This is a genomic window from Salinicola halimionae (genome assembly GCF_003206065.1).
Classification (GTDB): domain Bacteria; phylum Pseudomonadota; class Gammaproteobacteria; order Pseudomonadales; family Halomonadaceae; genus Salinicola; species Salinicola halimionae.
This window is the reverse complement of the sequence record NZ_PZJQ01000005.1, coordinates 563856-587971: the sequence shown is the minus strand read 5'-3', so window position 1 is coordinate 587971 and position 24116 is coordinate 563856. Positions and strand designations below refer to the sequence as shown.

The window sequence follows — 24116 nt, the reverse complement described above, 5'->3', positions numbered from 1 at the left end:
TAATCAAACGCTGTTTTCATTGATCGTTTGGTTCCAACTTTATGGCTCGTCCGGCTCGCGTTCGTTCTCCGGCTGCATCCAGCGCCGCCACAGCGTCAGGATGTGCTCACGATGATCCGCAAACGTCTGGGAATCCACCAGACTGCCACGCTTGGCCAGCGAGGCACGGTGACTGGCATCGCGATAAGCGAGATACGCGGCCTGCAGGTCTCGTGCGTCCTGCTCGGGAAGCCCTCCGCTCTTGGCCAGCACGTCCATCAGCCGCATGTTGTCAGTGACCTCGAGCAGCTCAGGCGTCCGTGCCGACAGCGCCAGCACGGCGTACTGATTCATGAACTCGATATCCACCAGACCGCCGGCGTCCTGCTTGAGATGAAACTGCCTCGCCTCCCGCGCCTGGCCGCCGCTGCCGAGGTGTTCGCGCATCTTCAGGCGCATCTTGACCACTTCGCGACGTAGCTCGTCACAGTCGCGCTCCCGCATCAGCACTTCTCGGCGAATGGCCTCGAAACGCTCTCCCAACGGGCCGTCTCCCGCCACAGGGCGGGCGCGAACCAGCGCCTGATGTTCCCAGATCCAGGCATCGTTGCGCTGATACTCGGCAAAAGCTTCCAGCGACGACACCAGCAAGCCGGAGTTACCCGAGGGGCGCAAGCGCATGTCGACTTCATACAGCGTTCCACTGGGCGTGGTGACGCTGAGCAGATGGATGATGCGCTGCCCAAGGCGTGTGAAAAACACCAGATTGTCGATCGACTTGGCGCCATCGGTGACACCTCGAGGCGCAGCGTCATAGAGAAACACCAGGTCGAGGTCGGAGCCATAGCCCAGCTCGATGCCGCCCAATTTGCCGTAACCCACGATCAGAAATGACGCCTGACTCGCCGGATCCTTGGCGCTGGGGTGTCCGTATCGTGCCGTCAGCGAGCGCCATGCCATCTGCAGTACGCTGTCCAGCACCACCTCGGCGATCGCGGTCAGGTAATCGCTGACCTTCATCAGCACGCGGCCGCCGGCAATATCGGAAGCGGCGACACGCAGTACCTGGGTCTGCTTGAAGACTCGCATCGCTTCCAGCCAGCCCTCCTCATCGTCTTCGGGGATTCGCGCCAGCGTCTGGCGCAGCTCATCCGCCAGCCGCTGCTTGTCGGCCGGCGAATAGAGTGTCGCGGGCGTCAGCAGCTCATCGAGAAGAATTGGATGACGCGCCAGCTGTTCGGCAATCCACGGACTCGCCGCGCACAGCCGGATCAGCGAAGGCAGCACCTGAGGGTTTTCGCGTAACAGCGAGAGATAGGCAGTGCGGCGCAGTACCGCCTCGATCAACGGCAACACCCGCTCCAGGGCGATGGTCGGAGCCTCGCTCTCGGCCGCGGCTTGCAGCAACAACGGCATGACCGCCTCCAGACGTTCGTAACCGATGCGCTGCATCGATTGCACCCCGCGGGAATCCCGAAACGCCTTGAGCCGGCGAAGCGCCTCGGGCAGCTCATAACCGGCGGCCGCCATCACTCGCTCGGCTTCGGCGTCACCCATCTCCGCCTGCCACAGCTGGCGCCAGACCGCGTTGTCTTCGGTCGATTCGTTATCGGCCGCATGCGATTCGTCATCGGGGTCGGCGACCACCGCATCGAAATGGCATCGAATCCGCTCTCGACACGCACGGAGAGCTTCCTTCAGGGACGTCCAATCCGGCATCTGCATCGCCATCGCCAACCTCGCCTGGTTTTCCGGGTCACTCGGCAGCTGCTGGGTCTGACGATCCTGCTGTGCCTGCAGCGCATGTTCCAGGTTCCGCAGAAACTCGTAGTCGATGCGCAGTTCGTCTACCACCGGCTGGGGCAGCAGTTCGAGGCTCACCAGTTGTCCCATGGCATCGCGCAGCGAGGTAATCTGGAGCTCGGTATCGCGACCGCCACGAATCAACTGGAAGGCCTGAACCACGAATTCCACTTCGCGAATTCCACCTCGGCCCAGCTTGATATTGTCATCCCGCCCCAGCCGTTTGACCTCACGGTGAATCATTCCCTTCATGTCACGCAGCGACTCGATCGCGCCGAAATCCAGGTATTTTCGATAGATGAAGGGACTGAGCAGGTCGAGCAGCTCCCGCCCGGCGGCCAGATCGCCGGCCACGGGGCGCGCCTTGAGCATGGCGAAGCGTTCCCATTCACGCCCTTGATCCTGGTAATAACCGGTCAGGGCATTGAAGTTACCCACCAGCGGCCCGCCATCGCCCAGGGGGCGCAAACGCATGTCGACCCGGAACACGAAACCGTCGGCCGTGATCGCATCCAGCGCGGCGATAAGTTTCTGGCCCAGCTTGGTGAAATACTGCTGATGTTCGTATTCGCGCTCCCCGCCCTGCGTCGTGCCCTTCTCGGCGAACGCGAAGATCAGATCGATATCCGAGGAGAGATTGAGTTCGCCGGCGCCGAGCTTGCCCATCCCGAGCACGATCAGGCGCTGAGATGTCCCGTTTACGCGAGCCGCCGGAGTGCCCCAGCGAGATGCCAGATGCGTCTCGAGCCAGCCCAGTGCACCTTCGAGGCAGACCTCGGCCAGTTCGGACACTTTCGCAGCGGTTTGCCACATCTCGGTACCGTTGAGATCCCGCCAGACGATGCCAAGCATTCGGGCCTGACGAAAGCGGCGCAATGCTTTGTGGAGATCTTCCTCGCTATCCGCCTGGGCCAGCGTCTCGCGCAGCGCGTCTTCGATCTGGGACCGGCTCGGTGCGGTCACTAGCTCCTGCGTGTGAAGCAAGGCAGGTAGCAGCGCGGGCCGCGTGGTCAGCGCATCCAACGCAAAGTCCGATAGCAGCACCAAGCGCGCCATTTCCTGGCGGCGTATCTCGTCCAACGACAGCCAGGCCCCGGTAATCGACTCATCGCCAGCACAGGATTCGAGTCCCTCGCCGAGTCTCACTCTCACCTCGCACCAGGCAGTCTCCAGCACAGCGGGAATGTCCATTTCGGCAAACCAGGACTCGGGTAACGGCATCAGGGGCTCCAGGCGAGAACTTGCTGAATGGGCTTGTCGAATCGTCTTGCTTGACGGGTCTGCATTAACAGACTCGCTCAGCATAGCGAAAGCCTGGCTCCAGACCCAAGCGGCGAGTCAAAGCGAGGATGTCACACCAAGGTTGTATTACATCGTACGAATAAAACGACTACAAAGGTACAAGCCCGTTCGTCGGTTTCGGCAAGTGTTCGCCCGAAGGGCACGCAATTTGTCGACCCAACCGCCCAAACACCACATCAAGCAAGGGATACGTCATGAAACTCAAGAAGACACTACTGGGAATCGCCTGCCTCGCGTCGTTGGCGGTCAGCGCTGCCCACGCCGACTACCCCAGCCGGGATGTCCGCGTCATCGTGCCAGCGGCTGCCGGCGGCGGAACCGATGCCATCGTCCGCAAGATTTCCAACATTGCCGAAGAGTCGCTTCCCGTATCGATGTACGTCGAGAACGTCGAGGGCGGGATGACGGCAACCGGCCTTCTTCAGCTAATGAAAGCACGCCCCGATGGTCAGACCGTCGCCGCGATCACCTACGACAGCATCATCACGATTCCGTGGAAGAACATGCTGCCCGGCTTCAACATGGACAAGATGCGCATGATCGCTCGCATCACCAGCGAAGCCGACGCGATCACCGTGCCGGAAAGCTCACCCTACAAGACGCTGGACGACCTGATCGCCGCCGCCAAGAAAGAACCCAACAGTGTTCGTATCGGTATTCAGAACATGGGGGCCAGAACCCATCTGACTCTGCTGCAGCTCCAGCAGCAGACCGGCGCCAAGTTCAAGATCGTCTCCTACGACAATAGCGCCGCCTCCCAGAAGGAAGCCCTGCTCAACGGCGAAGTCGATGCCGTCGTCACCAGCCTGGGCGATCTGGCACCGTTGATCGAATCCGGTCAGGCCCGCGGTCTGGTCGAGTTCTCGGATACCCAGAACGAGGGCTTCCCCAACGTTCCGCCGGTCACCGAAACCGATACCGACCTGGACCTGCAGATGGGCAGCTTCATCATCATGGTGGCACCAGCGCGCACCCCGGATGACGTGATCGAGAAGTTGGAGACGACCTATCACACGGCTTACGAGAGCGATGAATTCCAGCAGTGGCTGAAGAAGATCGGCGTCACGCCAGCCTGGCTGGGTGCCGACGACGTAACCCAGTGGGCGAACGACACCCAGAAACAGCTTTTCAGCACCATGGATGATCTGGTCGACCAGGGCGTGCTGGAAAAATAAGTCACCCTCATTTGATTCCACTCACTCTGCGCCATGCTTTACGCATGGCGCAGCGTCGTCAATCCAGGTGCCTCCATGTCCTCTGAACGGTCACTCAAACCCTCATCTCATCGGTCGTCCCGACGCGCTTCCCTGAGTGGTGAATTCTTCGTCCCCGCGGCGCTATCGGTCATCACTCTCATCTATCTGGTCTCGGCGATCCAGCTCGGCCCGCCCATGAAAGACGGCAACATGACCGCGTCGTTTTTCCCCATCGCGACTGCCATCCTCATGTTGGTCGCCTTGATCGTTGCCATGGTGCATGCCTTGCGCGGCAAGACCGAAAGGTCTGAGAAAGAGACAGCGGAGAAAGAGACGGCCGCAGATGCCGAGAGCGGCGATGAAGAATCCGCCGGACGGCAATACATCGGCCTTTCGGCTGGCGCGATCGGCGTCATCGTGCTGACGGCAGGCTATCTGCTGGCGTTCGATCTGATCGGCTATTTCGTCGCGACATTCGTCTACGTGCTGCTGCTGAGCGGACTGTTTGGCGGCGGCTTCAGGGAAAAATGGGCGACCAAGCTGATCGCCGCCATCGTCATTACCGCTGCCGGATACCTGCTGTTCGAAGTCGTCTTCCAGGTCCGCCTGCCCACCCTCTGGAGTCAATGACCATGGACTCGATCTCTGGACTGCTGGGGGGCTTCGCCGCCCTCGCCAACCCGGAAACGCTGCTCTACATGATTGGCGGCTTCCTCGTCGGCACCTTCTTCGGGGCGGTGCCGGGCCTCACCTCGGTACTGGCTATTGCCCTGTTGCTGCCACTGACCTACAGCCTCGACGTGACCACGGCGCTGGTGGCCTGCGCCAGCATCTTCATGGCAGGCATGTGCAGCGGCAGCATCACCGCCACCACTATCAATATCCCCGGGGCGCCATCATCGATGATGACCGCGCTGGAGGGCTATCCGATGCAGCAACGTGGCGAAGGTGCCAAGGCACTCGGCCATGCGGCATTGGGTTCGATGATCGGTGGCTCGCTGGGCGCGTTGCTGTTGATGGTCATGGCGCCGCTGGCGGCCGATGTTGCCTTGCTGATTCGCACACCAGGCAAGTTCTCGTTGATCGCCTTTGCGCTGATCGTGATCATCATTTCCCAGCGCGGGTCGATCACCAAGGGCATGATCGCGACCCTGTTCGGCGTCATGATCGCGACCATCGGCATCGACGTGGTACAGCCGCTGGCCCGCTTCACCTTCGGCACCAGCGTGCTGGTCCAGGGTATCGACATGATGCCGTTGATCATCGGTACCTTCGCCATCAGCGAACTATTGGTTCAGGCCGACAGTCGCAGTAGCCGAACCGTCGACCCGAGCATGGTCAAGGCCGCCAAGGTGCGCCGTCGCGATTTCATCCCGCCGCTGTCGGAAGTCCGCGAGATCGGGGTGATGCGCTATCTGAAGAGCGCCGCCATCGGCTACGCCGTCGGCATTCTGCCCGGGGCCGGCGGCTCCATGGCAGCCTTTGTCTCCTATGCGGAATCGATGCGCTCCTCCAAGCATCCCGAGCGCTACGGCAAAGGCAATCCGGAAGGCATCGCGGCAGCAGAATGCGCCAACAACTCGATGTGCGGCGGCGCCTTCGTTCCCATGCTGACGTTCGGCATCCCCGGCGACCCGACCACCGCGATCGTGCTCGGCGTGCTGGTCATCAACGGTCTGCAGCCCGGCCCGCAGTTCATGACCCAGCAGCTCGACCTGATCGCACCGATGTTCGCCTCGCTGTTCATCAGCGCGCTGGTCCTGATTCCACTGACGCTCTACCTGCTCGGCCCCTACTTTCTCAAGATCGTGTCGATTCGCCGCGACGTGCTCTACTCGAGCATCGCCATCGTGGCACTGGTGGGCAGTTATGTGGCTACCTACTCGACCTTCCAGATGGCACTGGCGCTGGTATTCGGTGTGCTGGCCTATTTCCTACGCAAGCAGAAATACCCCACCGTCTGTCTGCTGCTGGGCTTCGTGCTGGGCCCTAGCCTGGAGGAGTATTGCCGTCGCGCCCTTTCGATCAATGACGGCAACCCGCTGATCTTCTTCACCAGCCCGGATAGCCTGTTCTTCATCGCTCTCACGGTCGTGTTCTTCTACTTCATGGTGATTCGCAAGCCCAAGGATCAAGGCCTGGGAACACGTCCAGCATAGGCAAGCGACGGCTCGAATTAACGGATGTTGTCAAAGCCTTTTCGATCGCTGTTAAAACCCGTCAACGCAAACGGCTGCNNGCAGCCGTTTGCGTTAAGCCAGTAAAAACCGCTGGATGACTCGCCAACCGAACCCGTCGCCGAGCGCTGGAAGCACGCCTTGATCAGAAGCTTGACTGGATCAGAAGGTCGCCTTGATGGTAGTACCGGCAACCCAGGCGTTATCGACCGAATCCACCGCCGACGGGTTGACCACGTACTGCAGATTGGGCCGCAGCGTCAGATAAGGTGTCAGGTTGACGCTGTAGTAGACCTCGGCATCGTATTCGTGACCCTGGCGCGGCAGCGGTGACAGCGAACCGGCCGGCGTGGCGTTGTAATAGTCCACGGAGTCGTTGACGTCATCGTTGACGTGGAGATACGCCAGACCGATGCCGGCATCATCCTGCGGGCGCGCATCGAACGGCCCGTCGTAGGTCGCGCCGACCGAAACGTAGCGATCGATACCCGCGGTATCGCCATGATTGGCATTACCCATGCTGAAGAGCGTCAGTCCGCGATCCGGATTGCCATCGCGTGTCGTCACCTGCTGCTGGACCACGTAATAAAGCCCGGTATTGGTGTCACTGGTGCGATCCGCGGGACCATTACCATAGGCACGGTTGTCGACGTTCTGGGTGTAGAAACCGAGCTTGTAGGCGCCCGCCAGACCGTCCAACGTCGGCGTGTAACCGATTTCCACCGGGAACAGGGTGCCCTCGGTACCGCTGGTGCGCAGATCGAAGCCGTTATCGTTCTCCAGGTTGCTGTCGTTGATGTTGAAAGCGCCGACCTGGGCGTACCACTCGGGAGTGATCTTGGCGCGGACCACTGCCGCCCACTGGGCGATCGGCCAGTTGTAGATATTGTTGCCCCAGTTGCCCGGCTGCGCCCCGCCGAAGGCCAGGTTCTGGAAGTTGCTGTCGATGGTGGCAAAGTCATCGCCGAACGGAATCCGGCCCAGCTTGATCGCCAGCGCATCGTCGAAGAACCGCTGGCGGTACCAGAATTGCGTCAGGCGAGTGACCGGGCCGCGTCCCTGGACTTCTTGAGCATTGGATCCACCGACCGTCGCACCGGGATCGCTCAGGCGATCGTTGACGCTATGACCATTGCGGTTGGTGACGGTGACCTGGAATTCCGCATCGGGAATGCTCAGCAGTCGATCGAGATCGAAGTTGGCACCGACCGAGAATTGATCCGCGTATTTGCTCACGTGGCTGTCGCGATAGCCACCATCGAGAATCGTTGCTGCCTCCCCCACGTAGCCGAAATCGAAAGACACCCCGGCGTCTTCCAGCGCGGTACGCTCCCCGCCCCAGTCTCCGAACATAGTGGGGGAATCCGGAGAAAACGCCGAATAAGCCTGCGCCGTGCCCATCACCCCAAGACTGCCCAATAGAATCGCCGATGCGCGGCCGATTCTGATAACCCGTGATGTGACCTCTGCCATGACCTGGCCTCCCGAAAACTAATTAGCACGTTATTGATGCACCAAGAATGATAAGCCTGATAAAGATACTTCGATAGCGGATCGGCCCGCACGAGGGCCAATATCGACTAAAGGATAAGACGCTATTTCAGAAGGCCAGTAACGGGAATCCGATGTCGCTTTTGGTGGCAATGGCGTCATTGCCGACATTCATGGCTCGGCGCAAACTGCCTTCCAGTTCTCATCGGGCCATGTCATGACTCATATCGTCGATCTCTTCGTCTATCCCAACTGCCAGCTACTGGATGCCAGCGGGCCTTGGCAGGTCTTCGCCAGCGCCAATACGCTGCTGGGTCGATCCCACTATGAGCTGCGCCTCAACGCCGTCGAACCCGGCGAGGTGCGAACCAATGGCGGCATGACGCTGGTGGCCACGCACGCGCTGGGTAGCGATCGGTCCGCCGCTCTGCCACCCGGCGGCACGCTGTTGGTAGCCGGCGGTCACGGCGTACACGAACTCGACGACGAGGTCATCCGGAGGCTCGCCGAGCGTGCCGCATCGGCATCTCGCGTGGGTTCGATCTGCAGCGGGGCATTCGCGCTGGCCAGAACCGGGCTGCTCGACGGCCGCTGTGTCACCACGCACTGGCGGCAGGCCGAGAGACTGGCGCGGGAATTTCCCGCGATCGATGTTGCCGCCGATGCGCTCTATCGGGAAAGCGGCGGCATCTACACCAGTGCGGGCGTGACTGCCGGCATGGACCTGGCGCTCGCCCTCGTGGCGATGGATCACGATCATCGCCTTGCCGGCGAGGTGGCGCGAGAACTGGTGATGTTTCTGCATCGGCCCGGCGATCAGGCCCAGTTCAGCGAAGGGTTGCGCTGCCAGCTCGCCAGTCACGGCAGGCTACGAAAGCTGATCGATCGGGTGCTGAGCGATCCGCTGGCCGACTGGAGCAGTGAACGTCTGGCCGACGCGATGGCCGTCACGCCCAGGCACTTTCAGCGTCTGTTTCGCCAACAGCTGTCCATGACGCCGGTCGAGTTTCTGACCCGGCTAAGACTGGAGTCGGCGCGCCGCCTGCTGGCCGAGAGCGATGCTCCGCTGACGCAGATCGCCGACCATTGCCGCATTGGCGGGGCCGAACAGCTTCGCCGCCAGTTCCAACGCCGCTACGGACTCGCGCCCAGCGTCTACCGCGCCCGGTTCGGCCAGCCTCTATCGGATTCCAACTCCCTATCGACGCCCCACTCCCTGTCAACTTCCAGAACGCGAGATGACTCATGACGACTGCCGCGAATCCACGTCTGCCGCTCACCGTCTGGGGGCTGGCGCTATGTCAGGCCCTGCTGGTCAGTGGCAATATATTGCTCATCGCCGTCTCGCCGCTGGTCGGGGATCAACTTTCGGGTAGCGCCGACTGGAGCACGTTGCCCGTGGCCGCCCAATTGCTCGGGCTGACGGCGGCGACCCTGCCTTCCGGCTGGTTGACGGACAGGCTGGGACGAAAACGCACTTTCGTGATCGGCAACGGGTTCGGGCTCATCGGCATCGCGATCTGCCTGCTGGCACTGGAGACTTCCGCCTTCGCGCTGTTCAATCTGGGGACGTTCGCCATCGGCATGAGTATCGGCACCGGCATGTTGTACCGCTTCGCTGCCATCGACGCTGCCAGCCCGGCTCTACGTGACCGCGCCCTGAGTCTGGTGATGGCGGGCGGCGTGATCGCGGCCTTCCTCGGCCCCTGGCTTGCGCGTTCGTCGCAGCACACTTTCGAGACACCGTTTCTGGGCTGCTTCGTCGGCCTGGCCGGGCTTTACACACTGGCGCTGCTGTTGCTGTCGCGGCTGGAACTTCCGTTGCCCCAGAGCGCCGCCGATCACGAGCCGGCCCGACGTCTCGGTACCCTGCTGCGCCAACCCCGGCTGCTGGCGGCGATCGCGATCGCCGCCTTGAGCTACGCCACGATGAACCTGGCGATGACCGCGACGCCGCTGGCGATGACGCATGCCGGGCACGACTTCGGCGAGGTCACCAGCGTCATTCAATGGCACATCCTGGCGATGTTCGCCCCCTCGTTCATCACTGGCGATCTGACCCGGCGCTTCGGCCATCAGCGCATGATCGCCGTCGGATCCCTCAGCTTGGTGGCCAGCCTGCTCTGTGCTCTGCTTCCCACCACCTTCTGGACGTTCGCCATCGGCCTCTTCCTGCTGGGTTTGGGCTGGAACTTCACTTTCCTGCCCGCCAGCGCCTGGCTGACGACAACCTACGAGCCCAGCGAAGCGCCACGCGTTCAGGCCAGCAATGACTTTGCGGTCTTCTCTCTGACGACCATGTCCGCACTGTTGGCCGGGCCGTTGAATGCCTGGCTCGGCTGGCAGACGCTCAACGTGACGCTGATTCCGCTGGTCGCCGCGATGTGGCTCGTGTTGCTGGCCCTGTCCCGGCGGTCTTCATGAATTCCCCGGCCAATTCAGGGTTCGGCCGGGTCATCAGACTGACCGCCACGAAGAGCAGCACGGAAACCGGCAGCGCCCAGATGCCCGCCGGCAGATCCAGCGGTTTGGCGCCGCTCAGATAGAGCGCGATGACTACCAGGCCGCCGACCACGATGCTGGCGAGCGCACCGGCTGCCGTGCCGCGTTTCCAGTAGAAGGCGCCGATGATCGCCGGCACGATGACCACCAGACCGGTGGAAGCCGCCACCGACAGCACCGCGATCAAGTTGAGCTGCAGCTCCGCGAACAGGAAAGCGAGAATCGCGATGACCGGCAGCACCCATTTGCCCACCTTGAGCTGCTTCGCTTCGCTGGCGCCGCTCGACACGTTGGCGTAGACGTCCCGCGACAGCATCGACGACAGCGTCAGCATGATCGAATCGATGGTCGACACCGCCGCCGCCAGAATCCCCGCCATCACGATAACGCCCAGCACCGGCGGCACGTGCTCGGACGCCAGCAACGTCGGCGTCGCCAGATCCGATTTGGCCAGATCAGGAAATGCCACCAGCGCCGAGAAGCCCCACAGCACCGAGACCACGGTGTAGATAAAGCCGAAGATCAGAAAGCCGATCAGCATCTGGCGCATCGACTTCAGCGAGGCCGGCATGAACAGCCGCTGGCTCACCTGCGGGTTGGAAAGACTGAAGAAGAACCACGGGATCGTCAGCCCCAGAAAAGTCGTGAAGCTGAAGAGCCCCGGCCCAGGCACGCTGAGAGACGCCGGATGCTCCGCCGCCAGCGTGTCGAACAGCTCGGCAAAGCCGCCGAGAGAATGCACCACCAGCAACGCCACCAAGGTCGATGCGACGATCATGAACAGCGCCTGCAGCGAGTCCGTCCACATCACCGACCGAATCCCGGCAATATAGGAGAACAGGATCGCCAATATCGTCGACACGACCACGCCGGTCGTGAACGAGATTGCCCCGCTGCTCATCCCTGCCAGCAGATAACCCACGCCCGCCAGCTGCACCGCCGCGTAGGGGATCAAAAACACGCAGCTGGCGATGGCGGTCACCACCGCAACCTTCTTGTTGCCATATCGATGGCCAAGCATCTCGCTGGGAGTGACATAGCCGAAGCGCTTGCCCACCGCCCAGAACTTGGGCCCGAAGATCGCCACCAGCGAGACGCCGGCGAAATAGACGATCTCGAACCCGAACGCGCCTACGCCGCCGGCGTAGGTCAGCCCCGCCAACCCCACCATCATGAAGGCACTGTAGGTCGTCGCGCTGTAACTCAGCGCCGAGACGAAGCCGTTCATCTGACGGTTGCCCAGGAAGTAACCCGACATGTCGACGCCGGCGCCGTTGGTGGTCTTGCCGCGAGAAAGAAAAGCGACTCCCAGACCCACGATCAGGTAGAGGATGACCGCACTCCAGATCAGTCCGATGGTCATCGTCTATTTCTCCCTGTCGTCACGCAGTGGGTCATTTCGAGATAAGGCATCACCCGCATCCTCGGACCGGAACGTCCGAGTGATCATGACGTTGGCGACGATGACCAGCACCCCGACGACGCACCAGAACAGAAAGGCGCCGTACCAGGCCTGTACCTGGCCGAGCAGACCATACGGCACGACGTAACAAGAAAGGACCAGTACCCACACGCCCCAGACCCAGCGCCGAGCGCTCATTGGCAATTCCTCTTATCATGATGGTTGCAACGCTCCCCTGTCGGCAGAGAGGCCGACACTGCAGAGCCGATGATAACGCGATAGTCTCGACGACGATGAAACCGCAATGGAATTTTCGATGACCGCAATGCACCTTTCCTCGGCTTCGGCCGTCTGGCAGATGGATCCCATGGCACTCGACGCGCGCCTGCGCGATTTCCTGAACGAGGATATCGGCCATGTGGATCTGACCTCGACTCTGATGATCGACGAAGCCTCGACCGGCCAGTTCGAGATGCGGGCAAGAGAGCCGATGACGATCGCCGGGCTCTCGGTCGCGGCGCGAGTCTTCTCGCTATACGACGCGAGTCTCGACATCGAGGTATTGGCCGCCGACGGTCAGACGGTCCCGGAAGGCACCACGCTGATGCGCCTACAGGGCTCGGCCCGCAGTCTGCTGACGGTAGAGCGCACCGCGTTGAACCTGATCCAGCATCTATCGGGCATTGCCACTCTCACCGCGCGGTATGTCGAGCGGATTGCAGGGACCGGGGCGCAACTGGTCGATACGCGCAAGACGACGCCTGGCCTGCGCGCGCTGGAGAAACACGCCGTCGCTTGCGGCGGTGGCCGCAACCACCGCCTCGGCCTGGACAGCGGTGTGATGCTGAAAGACAACCACATTGCAGTCTGTGGCGGCATCACCGAGGCCGTGACACGAGCGAAGTCGCGAGTGCCGGTACTGACGCGTATCGAAGTGGAGTGCGACCGACTGGATCAAGTGGAAGAGGCACTGGCGGCCGGTGCGGATGTGATCATGCTCGACAACATGCCGGTCGAGACGATGCGAAGCGCCGTCGAATTGGTAGGCGGCAAGGTGTCGCTGGAAGCGTCCGGTGGCGTGCGTCTGGAGACGATACGCGCCATTGCCGAAACCGGTGTCGATTTCATCTCGGTCGGGCGTGTCACCCAATCGGCACCGGCGGTCGACATCGGCCTGGACGAGGCACTCGATAGCGCTGCATATCGGGCATCGTTACGGCCAGTAGCGCCGCAGCCAGCACAGTCGACACAGGAGAATTGATTCGATGTCATCCACCGACATCAATAACGCCGCGACCGTCGACGCTTTCGATGCGCTCATGACGGGTCTGCTGGATCAGAATTTCGAGCTGCGCAAGCCGCCCGTCGTCACCTTCTGGTGCGGGGCGGGGTTTTCCAAGGCCTGGGATCCGCGCTCCCCCACCGACGGCGAACTGTTCGCCATCGATCTCGACGACATTCGCGACTTTCCCAATCTCCAGCATGTGATGCACGTCATCGGCTGGGAGCATTATCGTCATCTCGACTTCGAGCGCTTCAAGAACCTGCGTTACGTTCTCGACATGCAGGTGCGCTACCCCGATATCCGCAACCGCTACTTCGATGACCAGAACCTGCGACTGAGCATTCACGAACTGCGCACACTGGTGATGCGCCGCTTCACCGCGGCCTGCGACATTCACAACGTCGATGACACCACGCTACGTTTCACCTCGCCCTACGATAGCGACGGTCAACGTGCGATCACGCGATTCTTCGCCTCGCTGGAGGATCGCGCCGGTCGCGCCGGACTCGACGACAGCTGGCCGCTCTATCACTTTCTGACCACCAATTACGATTTCACCATCGAGACCATTCTCGAGCATGTCTACCGTCAGCAGGCACCGGTATTCGGACGGCTATATCGCGGAATAACGCCACAGCGCATCTGCGGCGGCTCGATCTGGGAGCATCTGCCGCGTACGGTCGACCGCAACGTGATCAAGATCAACGGTGGATTCGAGATCCTGCCCACAGAGCAGGGTTTCGACTTCGAGTATCGGCGCCGCAGCGATACCGAGATCCGTCAGGAGCCGCCGTTGCTGATCCTGCCGTCTCAGGTTCAGGACTACGATGAATCCTATTTCCATCAGGTCTTTCCCAAGGCCGTGCGACTCCTGCGAGAGACCGACGTGCTGGTGATCGTCGGCTACAGCATGCCGCAGGAGGACTCGCTGGTGCGCTTCATCCTGCGTCAGTTGGCGGAAAGCCCCAACGATGCCAAGGGCAAGCACGTATTCGTCATCGATACCAAGAATCACTCGACCATCAAGTCGCGGCTCGAGGAGATGTTCTTCTATCTCTCGCGCACCGGTTGGCCACGCGAGCACTACTACAGCGGGCGCTTCGAGGACTTCTGTGAAAAAGTCATGACCACATGAGCCAGAACGTCCGGGATTCTTGCTCGATGCTCTGAAACGGCCACGACGATCGCGAACCGCTCTCCTCCTGACGGCTGTATCGATTACTCTACACAACATCGTTCCACCATCGCGTCAGGACATTTCACTGACCCCAACAGATGACGCCCATGCAACATCTCGACCTTCAAGTCATCGATGCCGCCCTCGAATGGGCCAATGCCGGCGAGCCGATCTGGCTCTGCAGCGTGCTGGCGACATTCGGCTCATCGCCACGCGAGCCGGGCTCGATGCTGGTCGCCAAGGCCGACGGCACCCATGTCGGCTCGCTTTCCGGCGGCTGCATCGAAGAGGACTTTCTCGGCAGGATCGCCGAAGGGCATTTCGACGATGCGCTATCGGTCGTGCGCTACGGTGAAGGCGCCGACGAATCTCCCCAGGTGTCGCTGCCCTGCGGCGGAATTCTCGACGTGCTGGTCGAACACCTGATGCCGAATGAGGCCACCCTGACCCATCTGGAAGTGCTCCAGGCCACCCTGCTGGGTCAGCATTCACTGGTCCGGCGGATCGATCTGGAGAGTGGCCGCAAGCGCTTCGTCGAGGCCGGCGAGAATGGCTCCCGAGTCGAGCGCAATGGCCAGATCATTCACCTTCGGGTCGGTCCGGCTCTGCGCCTGATCATCGCGGGCATTTCGCCGGTTTCGCGTTTCTGCGCCGAGTTCGCGCGCACGCTGGGCTTCGAAGTGATCGTCTGCGACCCCAGAGAAGACGCCCGCCGCGATTTCCAGGTCCAAGGCGTCGAGGTGCAATCGGTGTTGCCGTCACTGTTCATCGGTTCCGGCGCCACCCACGCCGCTACCGCTATTGTCGCCCTGACCCACGATCCACGGATCGACGACCTAGCAATGATCGAGGCGGTACGCACGCCGGCGTTCTACATCGGCGTCATGGGCTCGACACGCACTTCCGAGAAGCGTGCCGAGCGCTTGAAGCGCTCCGGCGGTCTGGACGACACGGCCGTTTCACGGATTCACATGCCGATCGGGCTCCATCTCGACAGCAAGACCCCCGCCGAGATCGCGCTCGCCGTGGTCGCCGACATACTCCGCGTGCGGCGCGGCAAGTCACGCCATGAGCTGTGAGTCTCGGCAAACGGACCCGCCCGAACGCAGGCCCGATATCGTCGCACTGGTCATGGCGGCCGGCGTCTCTCGCCGTTTCGGCAGCGACAAGCGCCGGGCCAGACTGGATGACGGCCAGACCCTGCTGGAGACGACGTTGGCAACGGTCGCGCAGGTCTATTCACGGTGCCGGCTGATCACGCGTCAGGATGACGACATCGAGTGGGCACTGCATGCCAGCTCTGGGCAAGGCGAGCTTCAACGGTGGGTGGCAGCACAGGCGGGCAACGGGCTGGGCGGCAGTCTGGGCGACGCGTTTCGCCATCTGATCGCGCAAGACGATCCGGCGATTGCCGCCGCCGTGGTGCTGGCAGATATGCCGTGGCTGAGCGCAACCACCTGTGCACAACTCAACTGCCACGCCCATTCCGAGCACATCGTCATTCCCTCTCATCAGGGAAAACGCGGCCACCCGGTACTGTTCGGGCGACGCTTCTGGCCGGCACTGGCGGAACTCCAAGGCGGCGATGGCGCCAGGAGCGTCGTACAGTCGAATCCGCAGGCGGTGAAGATCATCGACGTCGACGACCTCGGCATCTGGCGGGATGTGGATACGCCCCAGGATCTGCAAGAGCCGATGTGAGCCGAAGCTCACGTGTCTGACTCACGGGCCTAGCGCTCCGAATCCAAAGCGACAGCCTCCGACATCAACCGGAGAATTTATCCCAGGCCAATAGCCCCCAGGTCACCGCGGCCATCCCCAGCGCCAGCATCACCGCCGCCGAGCCGATATCCTTGGCCCGGCCGGAAAGCTCATGATGCTCGGGCCCAATTCGATCGACGACGGTTTCCACGGCGCTGTTGAGCAGCTCGACGATCAACACGAAGATGCAGCTGCCGACCAGCACCAGCCATTCGACCGGATCTTTTCCGATCCACCAGGCGAAGGGCACCATCACCACACAGAGCGCCACCTCCTGACGAAAGGCCGTCTCGTTGCGAAACGCCGCTACCAGCCCCTTGAGCGAATAACCCGTGGAGTAGACCAGGTGACGAAAACCGGTGTCGCGAGATTTCATGGATATCCGTTGCAGCCGGGTTGGCGGCTGCCCTCTGACGTGATCCGAGTACCGGCGCTCTGCCGTGCATAGGCGACGATGGTAGCAGAGGCACATGACGACATCACCGGCGTTGCACGAGCTCGCCGCGCGATCGCCATTCAGCGGCCACAGCCGACTTTCGCTTCTGGCTCCGCCGCCGCGTGCCCTTTATGCTGGATTCTCGGCCACGCGATGGCAGCGTCAAGTTTCCAACAAGGTCAATCATGTCTCAATCCAATCCTCTCTATCCGCCCCTGGAACCTCATGCATCCGGCCACCTGGAGACCGGCGATGGTCACCAGGTCTACTGGGAGCGCTGCGGCAATCCGCAGGGCAAATCGGTGGTCTTCCTGCATGGCGGCCCCGGCGGCGGCTGTAATCCGGTCCATCGTCAGCTGTTCGACCCCGAACGCTACGATATCGTGTTGTTCGACCAGCGCGGCTGCGGACGTTCGACGCCGCACGCCGGTCTCGACAACAACACCACCCGGCACCTGATCGAGGACATCGAACGCCTGCGCCAGATGATCGGCGCCGAGAAATGGCAAGTATTTGGCGGCTCGTGGGGCTCGACGCTGGCGCTGGCCTATGCCGAACAGTACCCGTCGCGGGTCAGCGAACTGGTGCTGCGCGGGATCTTCACCATGCGTCAGCAGGAACTCGACTGGTTCTACAAGAACGGCGCACGCAACGTGTTCCCCGAGAAGTGGGCGCGCCTGGTGGAGATCCTCCCCGAAGGCCAGCGCGACGATATCATTCCCGCCTTCCACCAACTGCTCAAGGGCGACGATATCGAACGCCAGCTCGAAGCAGCCCGGCGCTGGAGCGTATGGGAAGGCGAAACGTCGAAGCTGATTCCGGTCGACGCCACCGAATCCCACGCTGCCGATCACTTTGCGCTGGCCTTCGCCCGGATCGAGAACCACTACTTCATCAACAAGGGTTTCTTCGAATTCGACGATCAACTGCTAGCCCAAGCCGATCGGCTCGCGGGCATTCCCGGCGTTATCATTCACGGCCGCTACGACATGGTCTGCCCGCTCCGCAATGCCTGGGAGCTGTCGACAGTCTGGCCCGACGCTGAACTCGAAATCATCGAAGCCGCCGGCCACGCGTTCAGCGAACCCGATACCCTGGCGGCGCTGGTGCGAGCGACCGATCGATTCGCCGATCGCGTGTGATTCGGGGCCGCGAAACGCCATCGTAAACGCGATAAAAAACGGGAAGCCAGCGGCTTCCCATTTTCGTGAGGGCCGACTCAGTTCTGAGGGCGCTGCTTGGTAGCATCCAGTCCCGTTTTTTTCTCGGTGGTCAGCTTGGTGATCTCGGCTGAACTCTTGATGGCACGATCAAAAACGTCTTTCAGGTCAGCCATCGTGCCGGTACTCCCGAGCGCGCCATTGGCAGCGTCCTGAAAATTCCAGTGCCCGGAGAGCCCATCCGCTTTCGGATTGTCGAGGGTCTCGATAGCCGTGTAGACGTCAGGATGGCTCAGCATATAACTGGCGGCCGCAGATACCTCCGGCGGCGTATCGCCACTGGTGTCTTTGGCCAATGCCTCGAGGTCGCTTTTCCACACCGCACCGCCATGGTTCTTGACGTAGTCCGCAAGGATCTTGCTGGACTGGGCGACGGTGAGCTGATCTTCGAAAGAAGAGAAGGAAGACGGCTGGTTGGCGGGACTATTACCCGTCGGCGTTACAGTAGACATCAGTTTCCCCTGGCAGAAGGTTGTTTCGATTATTGTGGCGCGGCCCCATGACATCGGCATTAACGTCGCGCGTTCTGCTGGCTCCTCGAACATCGAGGATGAAATCGATTATGACACGCTGCACGCAAGGCGCAGCAGTCAAAGCGTGTCATTGATCAACGTAATGTAAACAAAAAGCCGTAATGAGAAACATAAAGATACAACACGCCAATCAGCCCTCAGATATCGCGCTCCATGCCGGCTATGCCCCCTCGACGGCGAGATCGATTATTGTCGCGGCCACGGCTTGGGCGCGCGGCAAGAACGTCTCCAGCCGACAATATTCGTCGTCGGTGTGCATCTTGGCACCGACCGGGCCGGTGCCGCAGAGCGTGGGAATTCCCAGGCTGGCGGTGGTGCCTGCGTCCGAACAGCCGCCGGTGAATTCGCCGCCGACGTTGAAGCCAAGTTTCTCGGCCTGAGCCCGGTAACGCGTAAACAGCGCCTCGCTCATGGTGGGTTCCATCGGCAGGAAGCCGGACGTCTGGCGGATCGTCGCCTGGGTCCCCGGGACCTCCTCTTCGGCGATGATCGTCTCGATTGCCGCCAGCAGATCGACGCGTTGCTCGTTGGTGACGAAGCGCGTATCCAGCTGCGCCGTTGCCGAAGGGGCCACGGTATTGCGTGAAATACCGCCCTCGATCAGACCGATGTTGGTCGTCACGCCGCTGTCGTAGTCGGTCAAGGCATGGAGCTTGACGATCTTGCGCGCCAGCGCTTCGATGGCGCTGGCGCCAGCCTCATGGCTGACCCCGGAGTGCGCCGCCTTGCCGCTCACTTCGATCAGGAAGGCCGCGCCCCCCTTGCGGCCAGTGACCACGTTGCCGCTGATTCGCCCCGGTTCCGCGTTGAGGACGGCCCGCGCACCACTGGCCGCTTCGCGAATGAAAGCCGTGCCGTCACGGGAGCCGATCTCCTCATCCGCCGTGAACAGTACACGCACCGGGAATGGCAGCGGCGCTAGATGCTTAAGCGCTCGCAGTACGAAAATATTGAGCACCAGCCCGGATTTCATGTCGGCAACGCCGGGGCCAAAAGCCGTATCGCCCTGCTGGGTGTAGCCACGTTCGGCAACCGTGCCGGTTGGAAAGACCGTATCGCGGTGCCCCATCATCAGCACATGCCCCTTGGCGGCGTCGCTGCCGTCACCTTCCAGCCAGGCCTCGACGATATCGCCGGAATCCGGTCGCGACGTGCGCCTGACCGCAATCCCGTCGGCCTCCAGCCACTCGACGATGACGTCCGCCACCGCATCGGTCCCCGCCTTGTCGTAGCTATTGGAGTCGATGTTCACCAGCGTCTTCAGGCACTCGACCATCTCCGTCTGTTGCCCGGCCAGCCAGTCGCAGGCAGCAGCCATCATTGTCTCCGTATCGGTCAGCGGTTCCATTTCTCACGCTCCTTCAATATGTCGCGGCCCTGCTCGGCCAGATCCCACCATAATCCCGCCATGATACCTAGACCTTCCCGCATGATGCTCGACAGGGCATGCTCATCGGGCGCGTGCTGAGAGCAGGCCGGATAGGAGTGCGGCACCCACAGTGTGGGCAATCCCAGCGTCTCGGCAAACACGTCGTTGGGCAGTGATCCGCCCAGATTGGGCAGTAGCGTCGGTGTCTTGCCGCTGGATTCGCTCATCGACGCCAGCGCCCAGCTCACCCACGGATCCGTCGGGTCGAGCCGCGTCGCATTCATCTGCGACATGCGCGCGCTGCTGGCCTCGACGTCCTCGAAACCGTGGGCATCGAGGTGCTCGCGTAGATGATCGATAAAGTGCTCACGATCGCTACCCACGACGAAGCGCAGCTGGCAGTGTGCATAGGCCTCACCGGGAATGGCGTTGGCCGGCGCATCCGGATTGCCAGCCTTGATCGCCAGCAGCTCCAGCGTATTCCAGGCGAACAGCCGCTCCGCCGGTGACAGGTCCGGCTCGCCCCAGTTCGTGTCGATCATCGGGTCGCCCGGCGTAGCGCCGACGTCGAGCGAGGCCACGGCATCGCGTACCGCCGGGGGAATCGCCGGCGGCAGCAGACCCTCGATCAGGATCTTGCCGTGGGCGTCGACCAGCGTCGACCAGGCATTGGCGAGCCGCGTAGCGGGATTGGACAGAACACCGCCCCAGTTACCCGAGTGATGCGCGCCGTCACGGGCGCGCAGACGCAGGTCGAAATTGAAAGACCCGCGGGAGCCGAGAAACAGCGTCGGCGAGTCTGCCGATAGGCGCGGGCCATCGGAGGCGATGAACACGTCCGCCGACAAACGGTCCCGATACGCTTCGCAGACCGCCTTGAGCCCCGGCGATCCGGTCTCCTCTCCCATCTCCAGGATCACCTTGACGTTGTAGCCCAGCTTGCCGCCGCGCGCGTCGATGACACTCGCCAGCGCCGCGAAATTGAGGGTGTGCTGGCCCTTGTTGTCGGCGGTGCCGCGCCCGTACCAGCGCTCGCCCTCGACCACGATGCGCCAGGGCGACAGCCCTTCCCGCCACTGCGCATCGTAGCCGCGCACCACATCACCGTGGCCATAGGTGAGCAGCGTCAGCGCCGCGTCGGATTCGATCCGCTCCGCCAGCAGGAACGGCCCGAAACCATCGGCCGGGTTATCGACGATCTCCCAGGTAAATCCCAGCTTCTCGATGTCGGGGATCACGAAGTCGGTCAGGTAGCGTCGTAATTCGCTGTCGCGTCCGGCCTCCTGGCTTTCACTGCGCACCGCAACGCGTGCGTCGAGCTGGCGTAGAAAGTCGCCGTTATCGAAAGCATGCCAAACGTTTTGCAGCGCTGTTGCTCGCGCCATGAATCTCTCCTCGTTGAGTCAGGACAATCATTGAACTGGCGATCGTCGAATGGTCGATCGAACTTGGCGGACTTTTCAGGCGAGATGGCAGGCCACCCGAGCATTACCGCCACGAAATTCCTCCAACCGCGGGCGCGTCTGCTGGCAGATCGCCTGGGCCTTGGGACATCGCGGATGAAAGGCGCAACCGGAGGGCGGATTACTGGGGTCCGGCATGGCGTCGCCCAGCCCGATGTCCGGCACGCCCAATCCGGGCTCCGGCGTCAGGGCGGAGTCCAGCAACGCTTGGGTATAAGGGTGGCGCGGTGCGCTGAAAATCTGCTCCCGCGAGCCCTCCTCGACGATGCGACCCAGGTACATCACCGCGACCCTATCGACCAGATGCTCGACCACCGCCAAGTCGTGGCTGATGAACAGATAGGTCAGCCCGAACTCGGTCTTGAGATCGAGCAGCAGGTTGAGAATCTGCGCCTGGACCGAAACGTCCAGTGCCGAGGTCGGCTCGTCGCAGATCACGATATCCGGTCGCATGATCAGCGCGCGGGCAATGGCTACGCGTTGACGCTGGCCGCCGGAAAGCTGGCCGGGGAACTGCTCGGCAGCACGTCGAGGCAACCCGACCACGTCCAGGGTTTCCGCCACGCGCGTCGCCTGCTCGCGAGCGGTACCGATACCGTGAACCCGCAACGGCAGCCCGACGATCTGAGCGATCCGCTTGCGCGGATTGAGCGACGAGTAAGGATCCTGGAAGATCGGCTGGATGTGACGCGCCAAGGCTTTCTGATCGGCACCGCGCAATGGCTCGCCATCGACCAGCACGTCGCCTTCGGTTGGCGACGTCAACCCCAGCAGCATCTTGGCCAGCGTACTCTTGCCGCAGCCCGACTCGCCCACCAGTCCCATGACCTGGCCCCGCGGGATCCGCAGCGAGACGTCGTTGACCGCGCCGAGCGTGCGCCCGCGTTTGAACAGGCCGCCACCCAGCGTGAAGCTTTTCGACAGTCCGCAAAGCTCCAGCGCGGGGTTGGGCGATTGCGAAGTTTCAGGCGTCGAAGACGCGTTCGATATCCGCGACGAGGGGCGAGAACCGACCATCTCGGCCGTCGATTGTGCCTTCATGAACTCATCTCCGGTTGAAGCGGTGCCGGTACCGGGCGATCGGCATAGTGACAGCGGGCTCGGTGATCGCCGGGCAACGACATCAATGGCGGGGTTCGTTCACAGGCCGGCTGCGCCTGGGGACAACGGTTGCGAAAGGCACAGCCTTCGACAGAACCGACGAGACTGGGGACGACACCCGGAATTGCCTGCAATCGACTGCCGGGCGGCGTCTTGCCCGGCGCGGGGATGCAGCTCAGCAGCCCGCGCGTGTAAGGGTGAGCGGGGTTGGCGTAGAGCGCCGGCGTCGGTGCCGATTCGATCATCTCCCCGGCATACATCACCGCCACCCGATCGGCGATGCGCGCGACGACGCCGAGATCGTGGGTGATGAAGATCACCGCGGTGCCGAACTCCTGCTGCAGCTCTCGCAACAGACGCAGAATCTGCGCCTGGATCGTCACATCGAGCGCCGTGGTCGGCTCGTCGGCGATGATCAGATCGGGCTCGCACATCAGTGCCATGGCGATCATCACTCGCTGACGTAGCCCGCCGGAGAGCTGATGTGGATACTGTTCGAGGCGGTCCTTGGCGGCACTGATGCCGACACGTTCGAGCAGATAAAGCGCCCGGTCACGAGCCTCGCGCCGACTGACGCCGCGATGCCGAATCAAGCCCTCGCAGAGCTGGTTGCCCAGCGTGTACGCCGGATTGAGCGCGGTCATCGGTTCCTGGAAGATCATCGACATCCGCGCCCCGCGCAGGTCGCTGCGGCGACGTTCGGGAAGCGTGGTCAGGTCGATTCCGTCGAACTGGAGGCGATCGGCGGTCAGCCTGGCCTTGCGAGGCAGCAGCCCCATCAGGGCCAGCGAGGTCATCGACTTGCCACAGCCGGACTCCCCCACCAGGCAGAGCATTTCGCCACGTTCGACATGAAAGTCGATCCCGCGCACGGCGTGTAGCGTCCCTGCCTCGACCGGCAGATCGACGCGCAGGTTGTTCACTTCGAGTAGGTTGTTCACTTCGAGTAGGTTGTTCACCTCGAGTCGCGACATCAGTTGCGCCCTCCCGGTGCGTTGAGGTCCCGTAGCCCATCGCCAAGCAGGTTGATCGCCAGCACCAGCAAGAACAGTGCGATACCGGGGATCGCGATGACCCAGGGCTGGAAGAACATGTAGGCCTTACCCTCGGCGACCATCAGGCCCCAGGACGGCAGCGGCGGCTGAACGCCCATGCCAAGAAACGACAGCGTCGCTTCGAGCAGGATCGCGTGAGCCATCTCCAGCGTCATCACCACAATCAGCGAACCGGCGATGTTGGGCAGCACTTCGCGCAGCAATATGTAGGGTAACGAGCAGCCCAGCGTACGCGCCGCGTAGACGTATTCGGCGTCGCGCATCTGCTGGGTGACCGAGCGCGACACCACCGCGAAACGGTCCCACAGCAGCAGGCCCAGCAGCAGGATCACCGTGATCAGCGACCCACCGGTGAGCGAGGCCAGCGCCAACGCCACCAGTACCACCGGCATCGCCAGACGCGTGGTGATGATGTAGCTGATGACCGCATCCACGCGGCCGCCGAAGTAGCCGGCCAGCACGCCCAGCGTGGTGCCGATGATGCCGGAGATCAGCGCCACCACCAGCCCGATGGTCAACGAAATTCGCGTGCCGAACAGCAGCCGGCTCAAGGTGTCTCGGCCCAGCTTGTCGGTGCCCAGCACATGCACCCACGAGCCCTTGTCATGCCAGACCGGTGGCACCATCCGATTGGCGATGTCCTGATGATAGGGATCATGCGGCGCCAGCAGCGGCGCGAAGATGGCGATCAATACCGCCAGCCCGACCACTATCAGGCCGATCGCCAGCCCGCGATGGCCGAAAATTCGGCGCGTCACGCGCGACCATGCCGGCACCGGCAGCGGAACTTCGCCCAGAGAGGCGCCGGGCCTCCGCGCTGAGGAGACAGTCGCCGAAACGTTCGAAGTCGTCATGTCGTTCTCC

Annotated in this window: 21 protein-coding genes; 10 read left to right on the top strand and 11 right to left on the bottom strand. The window is 62.3% G+C overall.

The window, feature by feature from the left end; translation table 11 throughout:
• Positions 1–39: 39 nt before the first annotated feature.
• The gene (gene glnE, locus DOM27_RS15535; RefSeq protein WP_110657294.1) at positions 40–3003 is read right to left on the bottom strand and encodes a bifunctional [glutamate--ammonia ligase]-adenylyl-L-tyrosine phosphorylase/[glutamate--ammonia-ligase] adenylyltransferase; all 2964 of its coding nucleotides are present in this window, start codon (positions 3001–3003) and stop codon (positions 40–42) included.
• 275 nt (positions 3004–3278) lie between these two features.
• Here glnE and DOM27_RS15530 point away from each other — a divergent pair, with 275 nt between their 5' ends.
• From DOM27_RS15530 to DOM27_RS15520, 3 genes are all read left to right on the top strand, one after another.
• The gene (locus tag DOM27_RS15530) at positions 3279–4259 is read left to right on the top strand and encodes a Bug family tripartite tricarboxylate transporter substrate binding protein (protein WP_110657292.1); all 981 of its coding nucleotides are present in this window, start codon (positions 3279–3281) and stop codon (positions 4257–4259) included.
• 75 nt (positions 4260–4334) lie between these two features.
• Positions 4335–4910, top strand: coding sequence for a tripartite tricarboxylate transporter TctB family protein (locus DOM27_RS15525; RefSeq protein WP_157956776.1), 576 nt, complete (start codon positions 4335–4337; stop codon positions 4908–4910).
• 2 nt (positions 4911–4912) lie between these two features.
• A complete protein-coding gene (locus DOM27_RS15520; RefSeq protein ID WP_110657288.1) occupies positions 4913–6439 on the top strand; it encodes a tripartite tricarboxylate transporter permease in 1527 nt (508 codons plus the stop codon).
• A gap of 180 nt (positions 6440–6619) precedes the next feature.
• Here DOM27_RS15520 and DOM27_RS15515 read toward each other — a convergent pair whose 3' ends face one another.
• Positions 6620–7930 (bottom strand): carbohydrate porin, encoded by a 1311-nt coding sequence (locus DOM27_RS15515; RefSeq protein ID WP_110657286.1) that lies wholly within the window; start codon positions 7928–7930, stop codon positions 6620–6622.
• A gap of 235 nt (positions 7931–8165) precedes the next feature.
• Here DOM27_RS15515 and DOM27_RS15510 point away from each other — a divergent pair, with 235 nt between their 5' ends.
• A complete protein-coding gene (locus DOM27_RS15510; protein ID WP_110657284.1) occupies positions 8166–9197 on the top strand; it encodes a GlxA family transcriptional regulator in 1032 nt (343 codons plus the stop codon).
• On the top strand, positions 9194–10372 hold the full coding sequence (locus DOM27_RS15505) for an MFS transporter (protein WP_110657282.1): 1179 nt from the start codon (positions 9194–9196) through the stop codon (positions 10370–10372). Before DOM27_RS15510 ends, DOM27_RS15505 begins: the two co-directional genes overlap by 4 nt.
• Here DOM27_RS15505 and DOM27_RS15500 read toward each other — a convergent pair.
• Together DOM27_RS15500 and DOM27_RS15495 are read right to left on the bottom strand one after the other, a co-directional pair.
• The gene (locus DOM27_RS15500) at positions 10299–11813 is read right to left on the bottom strand and encodes a sodium:solute symporter family protein (protein WP_110657280.1); all 1515 of its coding nucleotides are present in this window, start codon (positions 11811–11813) and stop codon (positions 10299–10301) included. The genes DOM27_RS15505 and DOM27_RS15500 overlap by 74 nt on opposite strands.
• 3 nt (positions 11814–11816) lie before the next feature.
• On the bottom strand, positions 11817–12050 hold the full coding sequence (locus DOM27_RS15495) for a hypothetical protein (RefSeq protein ID WP_110657278.1): 234 nt from the start codon (positions 12048–12050) through the stop codon (positions 11817–11819).
• Positions 12051–12168: 118 nt separating this feature from the next.
• Here DOM27_RS15495 and nadC point away from each other — a divergent pair, with 118 nt between their 5' ends.
• The 4 genes from nadC to DOM27_RS15475 all read left to right on the top strand — a co-directional run bounded on the left by nadC (position 12169) and on the right by DOM27_RS15475 (position 16015).
• Positions 12169–13113 carry a carboxylating nicotinate-nucleotide diphosphorylase gene (nadC, locus tag DOM27_RS15490; RefSeq protein WP_223162363.1) on the top strand — a complete coding sequence of 315 codons (945 nt, stop codon included), beginning with the start codon at positions 12169–12171 and terminating at the stop codon, positions 13111–13113.
• A gap of 4 nt (positions 13114–13117) precedes the next feature.
• A complete protein-coding gene (locus DOM27_RS15485) occupies positions 13118–14272 on the top strand; it encodes an SIR2 family protein (RefSeq protein ID WP_110657276.1) in 1155 nt (384 codons plus the stop codon).
• Positions 14273–14421: 149 nt separating this feature from the next.
• A complete protein-coding gene (locus DOM27_RS15480) occupies positions 14422–15393 on the top strand; it encodes an XdhC family protein (RefSeq protein WP_110657872.1) in 972 nt (323 codons plus the stop codon).
• Positions 15383–16015 (top strand): nucleotidyltransferase family protein, encoded by a 633-nt coding sequence (locus DOM27_RS15475; RefSeq protein WP_110657274.1) that lies wholly within the window; start codon positions 15383–15385, stop codon positions 16013–16015. The genes DOM27_RS15480 and DOM27_RS15475 overlap by 11 nt, the downstream gene beginning before the upstream one ends.
• Positions 16016–16079: 64 nt before the next feature.
• On the opposite strand, the gene DOM27_RS15470 is transcribed toward DOM27_RS15475, so the two are convergent.
• Entirely contained in the window at positions 16080–16451 is a 372-nt protein-coding gene (locus DOM27_RS15470) for a diacylglycerol kinase (RefSeq protein WP_110657272.1), read from the bottom strand.
• Between the two features lie 245 nt (positions 16452–16696).
• Here DOM27_RS15470 and pip point away from each other — a divergent pair, with 245 nt between their 5' ends.
• The gene (gene pip / locus DOM27_RS15465) at positions 16697–17653 is read left to right on the top strand and encodes a prolyl aminopeptidase (protein WP_110657270.1); all 957 of its coding nucleotides are present in this window, start codon (positions 16697–16699) and stop codon (positions 17651–17653) included.
• Positions 17654–17730: 77 nt separating this feature from the next.
• Here pip and DOM27_RS15460 read toward each other — a convergent pair whose 3' ends face one another.
• The 6 genes from DOM27_RS15460 to DOM27_RS15435 form a co-directional block, all read right to left on the bottom strand.
• Positions 17731–18276: a hypothetical protein gene (locus DOM27_RS15460; RefSeq protein WP_223162362.1), complete on the bottom strand. Its 546-nt coding sequence runs from the start codon at positions 18274–18276 to the stop codon at positions 17731–17733.
• 148 nt (positions 18277–18424) lie between these two features.
• Positions 18425–19612: a M20 family metallopeptidase gene (locus tag DOM27_RS15455; protein WP_245392753.1), complete on the bottom strand. Its 1188-nt coding sequence runs from the start codon at positions 19610–19612 to the stop codon at positions 18425–18427.
• Positions 19600–21018, bottom strand: a complete 1419-nt coding sequence (locus DOM27_RS15450; protein WP_110657268.1) for a M20 family metallopeptidase — start codon at positions 21016–21018, stop codon at positions 19600–19602. Before DOM27_RS15450 ends, DOM27_RS15455 begins: the two co-directional genes overlap by 13 nt.
• Before the next feature lie 75 nt (positions 21019–21093).
• The gene (locus tag DOM27_RS15445) at positions 21094–22137 is read right to left on the bottom strand and encodes an ABC transporter ATP-binding protein (RefSeq protein ID WP_245392752.1); all 1044 of its coding nucleotides are present in this window, start codon (positions 22135–22137) and stop codon (positions 21094–21096) included.
• Positions 22134–23171 carry an ABC transporter ATP-binding protein gene (locus tag DOM27_RS15440; RefSeq protein ID WP_245392751.1) on the bottom strand — a complete coding sequence of 346 codons (1038 nt, stop codon included), beginning with the start codon at positions 23169–23171 and terminating at the stop codon, positions 22134–22136. The genes DOM27_RS15445 and DOM27_RS15440 overlap by 4 nt, the downstream gene beginning before the upstream one ends.
• Entirely contained in the window at positions 23171–24106 is a 936-nt protein-coding gene (locus DOM27_RS15435) for an ABC transporter permease (RefSeq protein WP_110657266.1), read from the bottom strand. The genes DOM27_RS15440 and DOM27_RS15435 overlap by 1 nt, the downstream gene beginning before the upstream one ends.
• Between the last annotated feature and the right edge of the window lie 10 nt (positions 24107–24116).

Excerpts from the sequence above, each read along its gene's own strand:
- glnE (WP_110657294.1), bottom strand. The coding sequence starts at position 3,003 with ATGCCGTTACCCGAGTCCTGGTTTGCCGAAATGGACATTCCCGCTGTG.
- DOM27_RS15530 (WP_110657292.1), top strand. The coding sequence starts at position 3,279 with ATGAAACTCAAGAAGACACTACTGGGAATCGCCTGCCTCGCGTCGTTG.
- DOM27_RS15525 (WP_157956776.1), top strand. The coding sequence starts at position 4,335 with ATGTCCTCTGAACGGTCACTCAAACCCTCATCTCATCGGTCGTCCCGA.
- DOM27_RS15520 (WP_110657288.1), top strand. The coding sequence starts at position 4,913 with ATGGACTCGATCTCTGGACTGCTGGGGGGCTTCGCCGCCCTCGCCAAC.
- DOM27_RS15515 (WP_110657286.1), bottom strand. The coding sequence starts at position 7,930 with ATGGCAGAGGTCACATCACGGGTTATCAGAATCGGCCGCGCATCGGCG.
- DOM27_RS15510 (WP_110657284.1), top strand. The coding sequence starts at position 8,166 with ATGACTCATATCGTCGATCTCTTCGTCTATCCCAACTGCCAGCTACTG.
- DOM27_RS15505 (WP_110657282.1), top strand. The coding sequence starts at position 9,194 with ATGACGACTGCCGCGAATCCACGTCTGCCGCTCACCGTCTGGGGGCTG.
- DOM27_RS15500 (WP_110657280.1), bottom strand. The coding sequence starts at position 11,813 with ATGACCATCGGACTGATCTGGAGTGCGGTCATCCTCTACCTGATCGTG.
- DOM27_RS15495 (WP_110657278.1), bottom strand. The coding sequence starts at position 12,050 with ATGAGCGCTCGGCGCTGGGTCTGGGGCGTGTGGGTACTGGTCCTTTCT.
- nadC (WP_223162363.1), top strand. The coding sequence starts at position 12,169 with ATGACCGCAATGCACCTTTCCTCGGCTTCGGCCGTCTGGCAGATGGAT.
- DOM27_RS15485 (WP_110657276.1), top strand. The coding sequence starts at position 13,118 with ATGTCATCCACCGACATCAATAACGCCGCGACCGTCGACGCTTTCGAT.
- DOM27_RS15480 (WP_110657872.1), top strand. The coding sequence starts at position 14,422 with ATGCAACATCTCGACCTTCAAGTCATCGATGCCGCCCTCGAATGGGCC.
- DOM27_RS15475 (WP_110657274.1), top strand. The coding sequence starts at position 15,383 with ATGAGCTGTGAGTCTCGGCAAACGGACCCGCCCGAACGCAGGCCCGAT.
- DOM27_RS15470 (WP_110657272.1), bottom strand. The coding sequence starts at position 16,451 with ATGAAATCTCGCGACACCGGTTTTCGTCACCTGGTCTACTCCACGGGT.
- pip (WP_110657270.1), top strand. The coding sequence starts at position 16,697 with ATGTCTCAATCCAATCCTCTCTATCCGCCCCTGGAACCTCATGCATCC.
- DOM27_RS15460 (WP_223162362.1), bottom strand. The coding sequence starts at position 18,276 with ATGTTCGAGGAGCCAGCAGAACGCGCGACGTTAATGCCGATGTCATGG.
- DOM27_RS15455 (WP_245392753.1), bottom strand. The coding sequence starts at position 19,612 with ATGGAACCGCTGACCGATACGGAGACAATGATGGCTGCTGCCTGCGAC.
- DOM27_RS15450 (WP_110657268.1), bottom strand. The coding sequence starts at position 21,018 with ATGGCGCGAGCAACAGCGCTGCAAAACGTTTGGCATGCTTTCGATAAC.
- DOM27_RS15445 (WP_245392752.1), bottom strand. The coding sequence starts at position 22,137 with ATGAAGGCACAATCGACGGCCGAGATGGTCGGTTCTCGCCCCTCGTCG.
- DOM27_RS15440 (WP_245392751.1), bottom strand. The coding sequence starts at position 23,171 with ATGTCGCGACTCGAGGTGAACAACCTACTCGAAGTGAACAACCTACTC.
- DOM27_RS15435 (WP_110657266.1), bottom strand. The coding sequence starts at position 24,106 with ATGACGACTTCGAACGTTTCGGCGACTGTCTCCTCAGCGCGGAGGCCC.